Here is a 13,354-nt window from a genome sequence, read left to right as displayed (position 1 = left end):
GTGCCTAGTCAAGAGGTTGTCTGGCGTCAATGAAATTGAGCCTGTTGGTCCCTTCGCGGCCTGTAATTGACGGCTCTTCGAGGGGGGTTGGGATGAAACTATCCACCAAAGGGCGCTATGCCATGGTCGCTTTGGCCGATCTGGCGTTGCAGCCCGCCGATGCCTTGGTGTCGCTGGGCGAGATTTCGAAGCGGCAGGATGTGTCCTTGCCCTATCTGGAGCAACTCTTCGTGAAGCTTCGCCGCGCGGGGCTGGTCGAATCCGTCCGCGGGCCGGGCGGCGGCTACCGCCTTGCCCGGCAGCCGGCCGAAATCCGGGTGTCCGATATTCTGGGCGCCGTCGACGAGACCGTGAGCGCGATGCACAAGGGGGCCGGTGCCTCTGGTGCCGCCTCTGGTTCGCGCGCCCAGTCGCTGACCAACCGTTTGTGGGAGGGCCTGAGCGCCCATGTCTATGTGTTTCTGCATCAGACCCGCCTGTCGGATGTGATCGACAACACCCTGGCCCCCTGTCCGGCGGTGCCCAATCTGTTCGAGGTGGTCGATGAAGGCTGATCTCATGGGGGCGCTGCCCCCAAACCCCCGCCGCATTTGGTGCCAAAAGAAGCCGGCCGTTGTGAGGCGGGGCGTCTGATGGCGCGGGTCTATCTGGATTACAATGCCACGGCGCCGCTGCGTGCCGAGGCGCGGGCGGCGATGATCGCGGCGATGGACGTGGTGGGCAATCCGTCCTCTGTCCATGCCGAGGGTCGGGCTGCCAAGGCCTTGGTCGAACGCGCCCGGGCGCAGGTGGCCGAGGCCGTGGGCTGCAAGCCGGTGGAGGTGGTGTTCACCTCTGGGGCCACCGAGGCGGCCAGCGTTCTGGCCCGCCCTCGTCCGGGGCATGACGTTCTGGTCGACGAGACCGCCCACGATGCCCTCTGGGCCCATAACCGCATGGTGGATTGGGTGGCGCGCCCCGCCGGGCCGGGCCATACGCTGGCCATGGGCCTCGCCAACAGCGAGACCGGTGTGATCACCGAACCGCCTGAGAAGGTCGACGGCCAGTGGCCGGTGGGCGAGGCTCGTGCCGACTGGCTTTTGCTGGACGTGACCCAGGCCGTGGCTCGCATTCCGTTTTCCTTTGGCTGGTCGGGGGCGGATTTCGCCGTGCTGTCTGGCCACAAGTTCGGCGCCCCCAAGGGCGTGGGGGCCCTGATTGTCCGCGACGGGCTGGACATCGATGCGTTGAGCCATGGTGGCGGGCAGGAAATGGGTCGCCGCGCGGGCACCGAGAACATCATCGCCATCGCCGCGATGGGCGCTGCGGCCGAGGCCGCTCAGGCCGAATTGGCCGATGGTGCGTGGGACCGGGTTGCCAAACTTAGAAATATTCTAGAAGAGGCCATTGAGGCGCGCGCAGATCAGACTATTTTTGTCGGGAAAGACAAGAGCCGTTTGCCGAACACCTCCTGCATCATTGCCCCCGGCTGGAAGGGCGAGACGCAGGTGATGGCGATGGACCTTGCGGGATTTGCCATATCGGCGGGCTCTGCCTGTTCGAGCGGCAAGGTCCGTGAAAGCCGGGTCCTGCGCGCCATGGGCTTTGGCCCCGAAGAGGCGAGTTCCGCGATCCGCGTGTCGCTTGGGACCGGGACGACAGAAGAAGAGGTGCTCCGGTTCGCGGACATCTGGACGACAGCATATGCAAAGCGGCGCACCCGTGCCGCCTGAGAAGGAGAGAGACATGACCGCTCTTGAAAACATCGACGTGAAAGAGGGTGTCGATCAGGACACCGTGGATGCGGTATCCAAGCTCTCTGGCACCTATAAACACGGCTGGAACACGGATATCGAGATGGACTACGCGCCCAAGGGCGTGAACCCCGATATCGTCCGCCTGATCTCTGGCAAGAACGACGAGCCGGAGTGGATGACCGAGTGGCGCCTGAGCGCCTTTGCCCGCTGGGAGAACCTCGAAGAGCCGACTTGGGCGATGGTCAGCTATCCCCCGATCGACTTTCAGGACCAGTATTACTATGCCCGCCCCAAAAGCATGGAGGTCAAGCCGAAGTCCTTGGACGAGGTCGATCCCAAGCTGCTGGAAACCTACAAGAAGCTGGGTATCCCGTTGAAGGAACAGGCTATTCTGGCGGGCGTCGAGATGCCCGAAGAAGAGCGCCGGGTGGCCGTGGACGCGGTGTTCGATTCCGTTTCGCTGGGCACGACGTTTCAGTCGGAACTCAAGAAGGCGGGCGTGATCTTCTGCTCGATCTCGGAGGCGATCCGCGAGCATCCCGAACTGGTGAAGAAATACTTGGGCACGGTCGTCCCTGCGTCGGACAACTACTATGCCACGCTGAATTCCGCCGTGTTCTCGGACGGGTCGTTCGTCTACGTGCCCCCCGGAGTGCGCTGCCCGATGGAGCTGAGCACTTATTTCCGGATCAATGCCGAGAACACCGGCCAGTTCGAGCGGACCCTCATCATTGCCGACAAAGGCAGCTACGTCAGCTACTTGGAGGGCTGCACGGCGCCGAAGCGGGACACGGCTCAGCTGCATGCCGCCGTGGTCGAGATCATCATCGAGGAAGACGCCGAGGTGAAATATTCGACCGTTCAGAACTGGTATCCCGGTGACGAGAACGGCAAGGGCGGCATTTATAACTTCGTGACCAAGCGGGCCGATTGCCGGGGTGACCGGTCCAAGGTGATGTGGACGCAGGTCGAGACCGGCTCTGCGATCACGTGGAAATATCCGTCCTGCATCCTGCGCGGCGACGACAGCCAGGGCGAATTCTATTCGATCGCCATCGCCAACAACATGCAGCAGGCCGATACCGGCACCAAGATGGTCCATCTGGGCAAGCGCACCAAGTCGCGCATCGTGTCCAAGGGGATCAGCGCGGGCAAGGCGCAGAACACCTATCGCGGTTTGGTCAGTATGCACCCCAAGGCCAAGGAATCGCGCAATTATACCCAGTGCGACAGCCTGTTGATCGGCGGCAATTGCGGCGCCCATACGGTGCCTTATATCGAGGTCCGCAACAATTCCTCGCGCGTCGAGCACGAGGCGACGACCTCCAAGGTGGACGACGACCAGTTGTTCTATTGCCGCTCGCGCGGGATGGACGAGGAAGAGGCCGTGGCGCTGGTCGTCAACGGATTCTGCAAGGAGGTCTTGCAGGCTCTGCCGATGGAATTCGCGATGGAAGCGCAGCAGCTTGTGGCGATCAGCCTCGAAGGCTCGGTGGGCTAGTCGATGGCGGCGGGCCTTCTTGCGGCAACCCTGACGGGGGTCTTTTGCGCGGTGTTCGCTGTGGTGGTGAACGCTGTGCTGCCGCCCGTCATGGGGCTTGAGGTTCCGATTATCGCTGCGATTTCAGGATTTTGCGGCAGTCTCTTTGCCCGCTTTGTGCTGAACAGGAGGGGCTGATGCGTGCCGAAGCCCCAGCGCCGAACGTCGCGCAAGAGCCGACGCTGACCCTGCCTCCGGCAGAGGCTGCGTTTCTGCGCGACGGCTATGCCAAGGCCACGACGATCCTCGAATACGGGTCGGGCGGGTCGACGGCGATGGCCGCACAGATGCCCGGCAAGGTGATCTGGTCGGTCGAGAGCGATCTCGACTGGATGAAGGGCCTTGAGGCGTGGTTCAGCCAGAACCCGCCGCAGTCGGAGGTGCATCTGCGCCACGGCGACATCGGCCCGACGGGCAAATGGGGCCGCCCCAGAGGCACGTCGAAATACGCGAGGTTTCACCACTATCCCATTGATGTATGGGAGGAAGATGGCTTTTCCGAACCGGATACCGTGCTGATCGACGGCCGGTTTCGGGCGGGCTGTTTCCTGACCGTGGCCTACCGGGTCACCCGTCCCGTCACGGTCTATTTCGACGATTATACCAACCGGCCCGCCTATCACGTGGTGGAACGGTTTGGCGCACCGGTAGAGACCGCCGGCCGGATGGCCCGGTTCGACCTCGCGCCGCAGCAAGTAAAGCCAGAGGATCTGGCGTGGATCATGGACGTATACGCGCAGGTGCAATAGCGCCCGTTGCAGAGAAGAGGAAGAAAGCATGTTGGAAATCAAAGGCCTGAAGGTCAAACTTGAAGAAGAGGACAAGCAGATCCTCAAAGGCGTGGACCTGCATGTCGGACCCGGTGAAGTGCATGCGATCATGGGGCCGAACGGCTCTGGCAAATCGACGCTGTCTTACGTGTTGTCGGGTCGTGGTGGCTATGAAGTGACCGGTGGCACTGCGACGCTGAGCGGTGTCGACCTGCTGGACCTAGAGCCGGAAGAGCGCGCGGCCGAGGGCCTGTTCCTTGCGTTTCAATACCCGGTCGAGATCCCAGGCGTCGGCAACATGACCTTCCTGCGCACCGCAGTGAACGCACAGCGCAAGGCGCGCGGCGAGGAGGAGATGTCGGCGGCCGAGTTCCTCAAGCACGTTCGCGCCAAGGCGAAAGAGCTCAAGATCGACGCCGATATGCTCAAGCGTCCGGTCAACGTCGGCTTTTCCGGCGGTGAGAAGAAGCGCAACGAGATCCTTCAGATGGCGATGCTGGAGCCGAAGATGTGCATCCTCGACGAGACCGACTCCGGTCTTGACGTCGACGCCATGAAGCTGGTGTCCGAGGGTGTGAACGCCCTGCGCTCGCCGGATCGCGGATTTCTGGTTATCACGCATTATCAACGGCTTCTCGACCATATCAAACCTGATGTCGTGCACATCATGTCGGACGGCCGCATCGTCAAGTCGGGCGGCCCGGAGCTGGCTCTCGAGGTCGAGAACAACGGCTATGCAGATATTCTGGCGGAGACGGCCTGATGGCTTCGAATGCACTTGCCAAACGCCGTGCCGATGAGACGGAGGCCCGCATCGCCGGCCTGACCCTGCCGGAGGGCGCCGCATGGGCGACCGAGGCCCGTCAGGCCGCCTTGACCCGCGTGACCGCGATGGGTCTGCCACAGAAGCGCGACGAATACTGGCGCTATACTGATCCGACGAGCCTGACCGCCGACGCCGCCCCGACGGTGCCGGTGATGCCGCGCGACGAGGCTCCTGTCTTCGGCGAGGTCGAGCGTCTGCGCATCGTCTTTGTCGACGGTGTCTTCGACGCCGGCCTGTCCGATCCGCTGAAGCTGGCCGGTCTGGAGATCGAGACCCTCGCAGAGGCGACGGCGAAGGATATCCATTGGGCCAAGGACTTGCTGGGCGTTCTCGAAGCGAACGGCCAGTCTCCGGTGCCGCGCCCTCTGGCGGCGCTCAACACCGCCTTTGCTTCGGACGGCGTCGCGATCCGCGTCGTCGGCAAGCCAGTCAAGCCGGTGGCCTTTGTCTATCTGCAGCAGGCCGAACAGTCCGACGTGACGGTGCATCATGTGATCCGCGTGGAGCCCGGTGCCGAGATGACCCTGCTCGAGAGCGGGCCGGCGGCGGCGCGTCTGTCCAAGGTTCTCGAGGTGGATGTGGCCGATGGGGCGACGTTCCATCACGTGCGTGCGCAGGGCCGTGCCCACGAGCGCCGCGCGGTCACCCATACCTTTGCCCGGTTGGGCGCGGAGAGCACGTTCAAAAGTTTTACCCTGACCGCCAATGGCCGGATGACCCGCAACGACTGCGTCATCGAGCTGACCGGGGACGATGCAGTGGCCCATGTGGCCGGTGCCTGCGTCGGAGACGGTGCCGATTTCCACCATGACGACACGGTGTTCATCACCCACGACGCCGAACGCTGCGAAAGCCGTCAGGTGTTCAAGAAGGTGCTGCGCAACGGGGCCACGGGCGTGTTCCAGGGCAAGATCCTCGTCAAGCAGGGCGCCCAGAAGACCGACGGCTATCAGATCAGCCAGGCCTTGCTCTTGGACGAGGACAGCCAGTTCCTCGCCAAGCCGGAGCTGGAGATCTATGCCGACGACGTGGCCTGTTCGCATGGCTCGACCTCGGGCGCGATCGACGAGACGGCGCTGTTCTACCTGCGCTCGCGAGGGGTGCCGCATATCGAGGCGACCGACCTGTTGACGCTGGCCTTCCTTGCCGAAGCTCTGGACGAGATCGAGGACAGCCGCCTTGCGGATGATCTGCGTGACCGGCTGGAAGCATGGCTCGTGCGGCGCCGGTAGGTGGCCGTCACACTGGACATAGCCCGCACGTGGCGTGCGCCGCGTGACGTGATGCGCGACATGCTGGCCATGGGCCCGCGTGAGGACAGGGCGATCGCCTACCTGTTGGTGGGCTGTCTGCTGATCTTTGTCGCGCAGTGGCCCCGGCTGAGCCGGATCGCCTTTCTGGACGGTGTCGAGTTCGACCGGCTGGTGGCCTATGAGTTCGTCAGCTGGATGATCGTCTGGCCGTTGATCTTTTATGCCATCGCGGCGCTGCTGCACGGGCTGATGCTTCTGTTTCGCCAGCCCAGCCGGATGTGGTCGGCCCGGATCGTCCTGTTCTGGTCGGTCCTCGCGACAAGCCCGGTGGGCTTGCTTTACGGGCTCGCCTCGGGCTTGATCGGCGTGTCGCCGGGCACCCAACTGGTGGGGGCGATATGGCTCGGGGCACTGGTGCTGTTCGTGGCACAGGGGCTGCGCGAGGCGAGGGGGCTTCATGGCTGAACCACTGAACATACCGCAGCTCGTGGCCCGCGCGATCACCGACCCCCGGGGGGCGTTTCATCAAGTGCAGGGCCTTGGCCTCGACCGCGCCTCGATGTGGCAGATCCTCGTGCTGTTCACCCTTGGCCGGGTCTTGTTGATCGGGCTGTTCGACGGCGGCCGCTATCTGATCCCGCTCGGCACGACGCCGGTTCTGGTCAGCCCGTTCACCTATACAATGGTGCTGATCTCGGGTTTCGTGGTGATGGTGTTCCTTGTCCACTACACCGGCCGCGCGATGGGCGGCAAAGGCACTTTCAAGGGATCGCTGGTCGTGGCGCTGCTGCTGGAGGGGCTGGCGCTGGTGCTGGTTCTGCTGCAGTTGCTGCTGGGCCTGTTTCTGCCCGCCCTCGTGGGCATCATCAGCCTGCTGTCGCTGCCGGTGATGCTCTATTGCGCGCTGTCCTATATCGACGAATTGCACGAGTTCGGCAGCATGCTCAAAGCCTTGGGGATGATCGTTCTGGCCGTCATCGGCCTGTCGCTGGGCATCACCATGTTCATGTCGCTGATCGGCGCCGGCAGCGGCTTTACCGGTCTGGAAGGGGTTTGAGCCATGTTTGACATCGATGCCGTGCGGGCGGATTTCCCGATCCTGTCCCGCGAAGTGAATGGCAAACCTCTCGTCTATCTCGACAACGGTGCCTCGGCCCAGAAGCCGCAGGTGGTGATCGACGCGATCACGCAGGCCTATAGCCAAGAGTATTCCAACGTTCACCGCGGCCTGCATTACCTGTCCAATCTGGCGACCGACAAATACGAGAGCGTGCGCGGCACCATCGCCAAGTTCCTTCATATCGCCGACGAGGATCAGATCATCCTGAACTCCGGCACCACCGAGGGCATCAACATGGTGGCCTATTCATGGGCCATGCCCCGGATGCAGGCCGGTGACGAGATCGTCCTGAGCATCATGGAGCATCACGCCAATATCGTGCCATGGCATTTCCTGCGCGAACGGCAGGGCGTCGTCATCAAGTGGGTCGATTGCGATGCCAACGGCGATCTCGATCCGCAGGCGGTGATCGACGCCATCGGTCCCAAGACCAAGCTGGTGGCCGTCACCCATGTCTCGAACGTGCTCGGCACGGTCGTCGATGTGAAGGCGATCACCGAGGGCGCTCATGCCAAGGGCGTGCCGGTGCTGGTCGACGGCTCTCAGGCCGCGGTCCACATGCCCGTCGATGTCGATGACATCGGCTGCGATTTCTATGCGATCACCGGCCACAAGCTCTATGGTCCCTCCGGTTCCGGTGCGATCTTTGTCCGCAAGGAGCGCCTCGCCGAGATGCGCCCCTTCATGGGCGGCGGCGACATGATCCGCGAAGTCACCCGCGACGAGGTGACGTGGAACGACCCGCCGATGAAGTTCGAGGCCGGCACCCCCGGCATCGTGCAGACCATCGGTCTGGGTGTCGCGCTGGATTACATGATGGGCCTCGGGATGGAGAACATCGCCGCCCACGAGCGCACCTTGCGCGACTATGCCCGTGACCGGTTGAACGGCCTCAACTGGGTCAATGTGCAGGGCCAGTCCGCGACAAAGGCTGCGATTTTCTCGCTGACCCTGACCGGGGGCGCTCATGCCCATGACATCTCGACGGTGCTCGACAAGAAGGGCGTGGCCGTTCGCGCCGGCACCCATTGCGCCATGCCCCTGATGGAGCACATGGGGGTAGGGGCCACCTGTCGCGCGTCCTTCGGCGTCTACAACACCAAGGCCGAGGTCGACGTGCTGATCGACGCGCTGGAGCTGTGCCACGAATTGTTCGGCTAGCCGTTGCCGCTGGCCGGGCGCCCCTTGGGCCGCCGCATCGCAAATCACGGGGTCGTCGCGCCGGATCCGGCAGATTGCCCATTGCGATGCCGAGAGCCTTGTCCTATAGCACCCTCGCCGGGACCATTCGTCCAGCTCGACGGGGCGCTGCCCTGAGACGGCTGACAGCGTGTGGCGCCGGTGAGACGATCGAGTGATTTGACGTTTTGGATCAGTGGATTGCGGGGCTGCTGATCTGTGCTTTCATCCCGTGGAGAATTGAAGTAAGCACTGCGCAAGCAGAATGCACCCGTAGCTCAGCTGGATAGAGCGCTGCCCTCCGAAGGCAGAGGCCAGAGGTTCGAATCCTCTCGGGTGCGCCACTTCTTCCCATACATATATGCGATTGCGGTTCCGGGGCGGACCGTTGCTGTAGGTCTTGCCGTAGCGCCGCCGATGTCGGCGTTTCGCGACGCCGTGGCGGTTCTAGTCTACGGAGGTGCCTGCGCCGTCTTCGACGTCGTCGCCTGCCCAACGGGCGGCGAGGTGCAGCAGGATGATGATCATGGCCAGCGGCACAGACACCGATATCCAGACCATCGGGATGCCGAGCGTGTCGGCGGTGAGCCCGGATTGCCGGGCGAGGTAGCCCTTGGAGAACCCGCCGCGCAGGCCGATGAAACAGAAATAGATCACCGGAAGGACGAAGATCAGGACGGCGGCGCTGTGGAAGGCTTCGCCCAAAAACGCCAGAAAGCCCTGTCGTTGCGGAAACACGCTTTGCATCAGGACGGCGTCGGAGCGGGTCTTGAACGATAGCGTCGCGCCCAGAAGGCCCGTCCAGACCATCGCGTAGCGGGCCACGTCCTCGGTCCAGACCGGCGGTGAAGAAAACACATACCGGGCGACGATCTGCAACATGACGGTCAGAAACATCAGGCACACCGCCAGCACGGCGACGCGTCGCGTCACCTCGTGGATGCGGTTGCTGGTGGCGATGATGGCGTTGCGCATGGTTCTCTCTCGACCCCCGGATTGTCGGGCCTCCGAAGAGGCCCGACGGTTGTGCTCTAGCGGCTTCCGTCCGAGAGGGATGTCCAGGTCTGGACATCTTCGGACGGCATCAGGCCGGAATCATAGACCGCTTTGGAGGCCTCGCGGAACACGGCCCGCTCTTCGGGTGTCAGCCGCTGAACCGTCACGCCGTTTTCCTCGAGCATGGTCAGGCCGCGCACGGAGGCCTCGGCGAGCCATGTCCGGGTCGCCGCATCGGCGGTTTCGACGGCCGCGTCCACGGCCGCACGATCCTCGTCCGACAGGCCGTCATACCACAGCTTCGAGACGATCACGGCCCGAAGCGGGATGATCACGCCGGCGTCGGAGAAGTTCTTGACGAAGTCGGTCTGGCCGAACATCACCGGCACGAAGGGCGAGTTCAGGTAGCCGTCGATCACGCCGGTTTGCAGACCGGCGGGGACTTCGCCCCACGGCACCACGGTGCCGCTGGACCCCCAGGCCTGATACATCGCGATCTGCGCGTCATCGAGCGCACGCATCCGAAGGTCCGCCATGTCGGCGGGCGACCGGACGACGGCGTCGGTGGTGATCACCCCGGACGACGGCCCGAGCGGCGCCAGCGCCAGAAGGATCGCATCCTGTGCGGCGAGGTTCTCGTTGACCCGCTCAAAGACGTTTCCGGCTGCGAGAGCGCGGTCCATGTGGTCGATGTCGTCGAAGATATAGGGCAGGCGGACCCCGTAGATGAACGGATCGACCTGTGCGACGGCCCGCACATCGGACAGCGAGACTTCGAGCAGCCCGGTCGAGACTTGATCGAATTTCTCGGCCTCGTTCCCGACGGACCCGCGCGGCATTTCGCGCACCTCCATCCCTGCATCGGTCAGCGCCTGACCAAAGGCATAGGCCCAGTTATACGAGCCGCTCGTGTCGAGATCGGCGGCGCTGTCCAGAGCGATCTTGACCTCGGCGGATGCGGCCGTGGCCATCGCGAGCATGGTTGCCAGCGAGAGTGCCTTGAGTTTCATGAATATCCTCCCTTTCGTGAACGTCTAATCGACGGAAAAGCCGAACAGGCGCGGCAATGTCAGGCTGATCGCAGGCCAATAGACCAGCGCCAGCAACAGCAGGACCTGAACGACGATGAATGGCAGCGCGGCATAGGCCAGCCGCCAGTAGTTGAGGTTGGTCAGCGCCGAGACGACGACAAGGCATTTGCCGAGCGGCGGCGTGATCAGCCCGATGCACAGGTTGAAGCACAGCACGATGCCGAGCTGGATCGGGCTGATCCCTTGCTCCATCGCTTGCGGTGCGAACAGCGGGATCAGCAGCGTCAGCGCCACCGGCGTGTCCATGAACATCCCCGCGATCAGAAAGATCCCGACGAGGAAGAACAGGTACTTCGTCCCGGTCAGCCCGAAGGATTCGACCCAGTTGGCCAAGGCCTGCGACCAGCCCAGTTGCCCGGCCAGATAGCCCAGCACTGAGATCGCCGCGAGGATGATGAAGATCGTTCCGGTCATCTTGGCCGTGGCTTCGATGGCGTCGAAGATCATCCGCCGGTTCAGCCCTTGGTAGAACTGTCCCGCGAGCAGGGCAAAGAGGACTGCGATGGCCGATCCTTCGGTCGGCGTGGCCAGCCCGAAGACCAGCGAGCCGAGGATCACCACCGGCAGGCACAGCGCCGGGGCGGCGTGCAGCAGGCTCGGGATGAACTTGGGCAGATCGTCCGACCGTCCGCCAGGATGCCCCTTGACCACGGCCATGACCGCGTTGAGCGCCATCAGAGAGGCCGCCAGCAACAGCCCCGGAACGACGCCCGCGATAAAAAGCGCCGCCACCGACGCCCCGGTGAGCCCGCCGTAGATGATCATGATGATCGACGGCGGAATGATCGGGCCGATCATCGACGAGGCCGCAGTGATGGCGCCGGCGTAGTAGGGATCGTAGCCGCGCGCCTTCATTTCCGGCACGAATGTCCGCGACAGGGCCGCGCTGTCGGCGATGGCCGAGCCCGAGATCCCGGCAAAGAACACGCTTGTCAGGATATTGACGTGACCGAGCCCGCCGCGAAACCGGCCCACGACCGACATGGCAAAGTCGATCAGGCTGCGGGTGACGCCGGCCCGGCTCATGATTTCGGCGGTCAGGATGAACAGCGGCATCGCCATGAAGGCAAAGACGTCGAGCTGTGCAAAGATCCGCTGTGGCAGGATCGACAGGAATTGCGTCTTGTCCACCGCGACGAAGGTCAGCACCGACACCGCCCCCATCAGGTAGGCAAAGGCCGTCCCGCTGATCAGAAAGATGATGAAGACAATCGGGATGACCCACATGATCTATACTGCTGTCCGGATAGTGGAGGAGGCCGAACTCTCGGCGTTTCCGAGGATCGGAGGATGTGTCACGATCGACCGCAGATCCTGTTCGGATGCGGCCGTCTTGTCGAGATCGGGGCGCGGCCTTGCGGTTTCGGGCGCGGCGGCGAACAACGTCTCCATCGCTCTGGCCGCCGCCAGAAGCCCGGCATCGCCCCGCAGCGGCCCCAGCATCTGCAAGCCGAACGGCATACCCTGCGGATCGAGACCGCAGGGCAGGGTGATCGCCGGTCCCCCCGCGAGCGACCCGCGATAGGCCAGCGCCAGCCAGCGGTAGTAGACGTCCATCGCCTCGCCGTCGATGACCTTTGCGTGGGATTGGCTCCACGGGAACGGCGAGACCGGCGACGTGGGTAACAGGATCACGTCGAAATCGCGCATCACCTTGTTGAAGTTGCGCAGGATCCGGGTTTGTTCGGCATGGGCCCATGCCCTGTCGGCGAGCGTCATGTCGCGCCCCATCGCGACGTTGCCGATGATGTGGTCGCCGAAATCCTCGGGGGCCGTCTCTATCGCCTCGCCGAAGGCCGACACGAAGCTCTCGGCGCGCAGGATGTCGAAGACCCGGTCCATCGCGCCCAGACGCAGGTCTGCCGGACGGCAGTCGGCCACATGCGGCCGCAGCGCCTCGATCCGGGCGCGGAAGGTCGCGCGGATCTCCTGATCCACCGGCGCGCCGCCGAAATCCTCGCTGTAGCCGACACGCAGCTCTGCGAGGGTGCAGGACGGCAGGGAGCTGAACCGACCCGGCGTGCCGGGCGCCGACAGCGGATCGTCCGGGTCGTACCCTTGACAGACCTCGAGCATCAGGAGCAGATCCTCCGTCGTGCGGGCCATCGGCCCCAGCACCGAGATCCCGGACCAGCCCAGAGGCCGTGTGGGATGTGCGATGACATCGACCGACGGCCGGTAGCCGACAATGCCGCACAGCGCGGCGGGCAGCCGCAGCGAGCCGCCGGTGTCGGACCCGGTGCAGAGCGGCAGGAGGTCGGCGGCCAGTGCCGCAGCCGATCCGCCGGACGAGCCGCCCGCGATCAGATTGGGATTGAACGGATTGCCCGTCGCGCCCCACACGGGATTGCGGCTGTTTCCGCCGGCGCCCAGCTCGGGCACGTTGGTCTTGGCGAGGATGATCGCCCCGGCGCTACGCAGCCGGGCCACCATGGGCATGTCCTGGTCGGGCAGGTTGGCGCGCGCCCGCGGGCTGCCGTGTGTCGTCAGCAGATCCTTGGTGTCCTGCAGATCCTTGACGCCGATCGGCAGCCCGTCGAGCGGCCCCTTCGGCGTGCCGGTTTTCCAGCGTTGGGTTGCCTGCGACGCCTGCGAGACGGCGCTTTCCACATCCATCGCGGTGAGCGCGTTGATCTTGGGATTGAAGCGCGAGATCTGCTCCAGACAGGCTGCGAGGTAGCTGCTGGGCGTGAGGCTGCGGTTCTGGAACCGGGCGAGCACCTCGACGGCGCTGAGCGCCGCGAATTCGGCCCGGCTCACGATGCGACCCGCCGGTTAATGATCGAGACAGATGCCACCAAGTCCTCCCAAACCTTGTGCCGGGTTAAGGTATTCCAAGCGTC

At 64.0% G+C, this 13,354-nt stretch carries 13 protein-coding genes and 1 tRNA gene; 10 read left to right on the top strand and 4 right to left on the bottom strand.

Annotation, left to right across the window (positions count from 1 at the left end):
* The first annotated feature begins 92 nt into the window (after positions 1-92).
* From iscR to LOM8899_RS08525, 10 genes are all read left to right on the top strand, one after another.
* A complete protein-coding gene (iscR, locus tag LOM8899_RS08570) occupies positions 93-554 on the top strand; it encodes a Fe-S cluster assembly transcriptional regulator IscR (RefSeq protein WP_093991778.1) in 462 nt (153 codons plus the stop codon).
* Between the two features lie 78 nt (positions 555-632).
* Positions 633-1,712 carry a cysteine desulfurase family protein gene (locus LOM8899_RS08565; protein WP_093991884.1) on the top strand — a complete coding sequence of 360 codons (1,080 nt, stop codon included), beginning with the start codon at positions 633-635 and terminating at the stop codon, positions 1,710-1,712.
* Between the two features lie 13 nt (positions 1,713-1,725).
* A complete protein-coding gene (sufB, locus tag LOM8899_RS08560) occupies positions 1,726-3,237 on the top strand; it encodes a Fe-S cluster assembly protein SufB (protein WP_093991883.1) in 1,512 nt (503 codons plus the stop codon).
* Between the two features lie 176 nt (positions 3,238-3,413).
* Positions 3,414-4,025: a hypothetical protein gene (locus tag LOM8899_RS08555; RefSeq protein ID WP_093991777.1), complete on the top strand. Its 612-nt coding sequence runs from the start codon at positions 3,414-3,416 to the stop codon at positions 4,023-4,025.
* 28 nt (positions 4,026-4,053) lie between these two features.
* Positions 4,054-4,809 (top strand): Fe-S cluster assembly ATPase SufC, encoded by a 756-nt coding sequence (gene sufC / locus LOM8899_RS08550; protein WP_093991776.1) that lies wholly within the window; start codon positions 4,054-4,056, stop codon positions 4,807-4,809.
* Complete coding sequence (locus tag LOM8899_RS08545) at positions 4,809-6,104, top strand: SufB/SufD family protein (protein ID WP_093991775.1); 1,296 nt, start codon at positions 4,809-4,811, stop codon at positions 6,102-6,104. Before sufC ends, LOM8899_RS08545 begins: the two co-directional genes overlap by 1 nt.
* Complete coding sequence (locus LOM8899_RS08540; RefSeq protein ID WP_093991774.1) at positions 6,105-6,590, top strand: hypothetical protein; 486 nt, start codon at positions 6,105-6,107, stop codon at positions 6,588-6,590.
* Positions 6,583-7,182: a YIP1 family protein gene (locus LOM8899_RS08535; RefSeq protein WP_093991773.1), complete on the top strand. Its 600-nt coding sequence runs from the start codon at positions 6,583-6,585 to the stop codon at positions 7,180-7,182. The genes LOM8899_RS08540 and LOM8899_RS08535 overlap by 8 nt, the downstream gene beginning before the upstream one ends.
* A 3-nt stretch (positions 7,183-7,185) precedes the next feature.
* Positions 7,186-8,406, top strand: coding sequence for a cysteine desulfurase (locus tag LOM8899_RS08530; protein ID WP_093991772.1), 1,221 nt, complete (start codon positions 7,186-7,188; stop codon positions 8,404-8,406).
* Between the two features lie 285 nt (positions 8,407-8,691).
* Positions 8,692-8,768, top strand: a tRNA-Arg gene (locus LOM8899_RS08525).
* 103 nt (positions 8,769-8,871) lie between these two features.
* On the opposite strand, the gene LOM8899_RS08520 is transcribed toward LOM8899_RS08525, so the two are convergent.
* The 4 genes from LOM8899_RS08520 to LOM8899_RS08505 are packed head-to-tail and all read right to left on the bottom strand — an operon-like array spanning position 8,872 to position 13,271.
* The gene (locus LOM8899_RS08520; RefSeq protein WP_093991771.1) at positions 8,872-9,399 is read right to left on the bottom strand and encodes a TRAP transporter small permease; all 528 of its coding nucleotides are present in this window, start codon (positions 9,397-9,399) and stop codon (positions 8,872-8,874) included.
* A gap of 56 nt (positions 9,400-9,455) precedes the next feature.
* Entirely contained in the window at positions 9,456-10,430 is a 975-nt protein-coding gene (locus LOM8899_RS08515; RefSeq protein WP_093991770.1) for a TRAP transporter substrate-binding protein, read from the bottom strand.
* 24 nt (positions 10,431-10,454) lie between these two features.
* Positions 10,455-11,738, bottom strand: a complete 1,284-nt coding sequence (locus tag LOM8899_RS08510) for a TRAP transporter large permease (RefSeq protein ID WP_093991769.1) — start codon at positions 11,736-11,738, stop codon at positions 10,455-10,457.
* 3 nt (positions 11,739-11,741) lie between these two features.
* A complete protein-coding gene (locus LOM8899_RS08505) occupies positions 11,742-13,271 on the bottom strand; it encodes an amidase (RefSeq protein ID WP_093991768.1) in 1,530 nt (509 codons plus the stop codon).
* Between the last annotated feature and the right edge of the window lie 83 nt (positions 13,272-13,354).

It is taken from the genome of Flavimaricola marinus, assembly GCF_900184895.1.
GTDB lineage: Bacteria > Pseudomonadota > Alphaproteobacteria > Rhodobacterales > Rhodobacteraceae > Flavimaricola > Flavimaricola marinus.
This window is presented reverse-complemented; position numbering and strand designations above follow the sequence as displayed.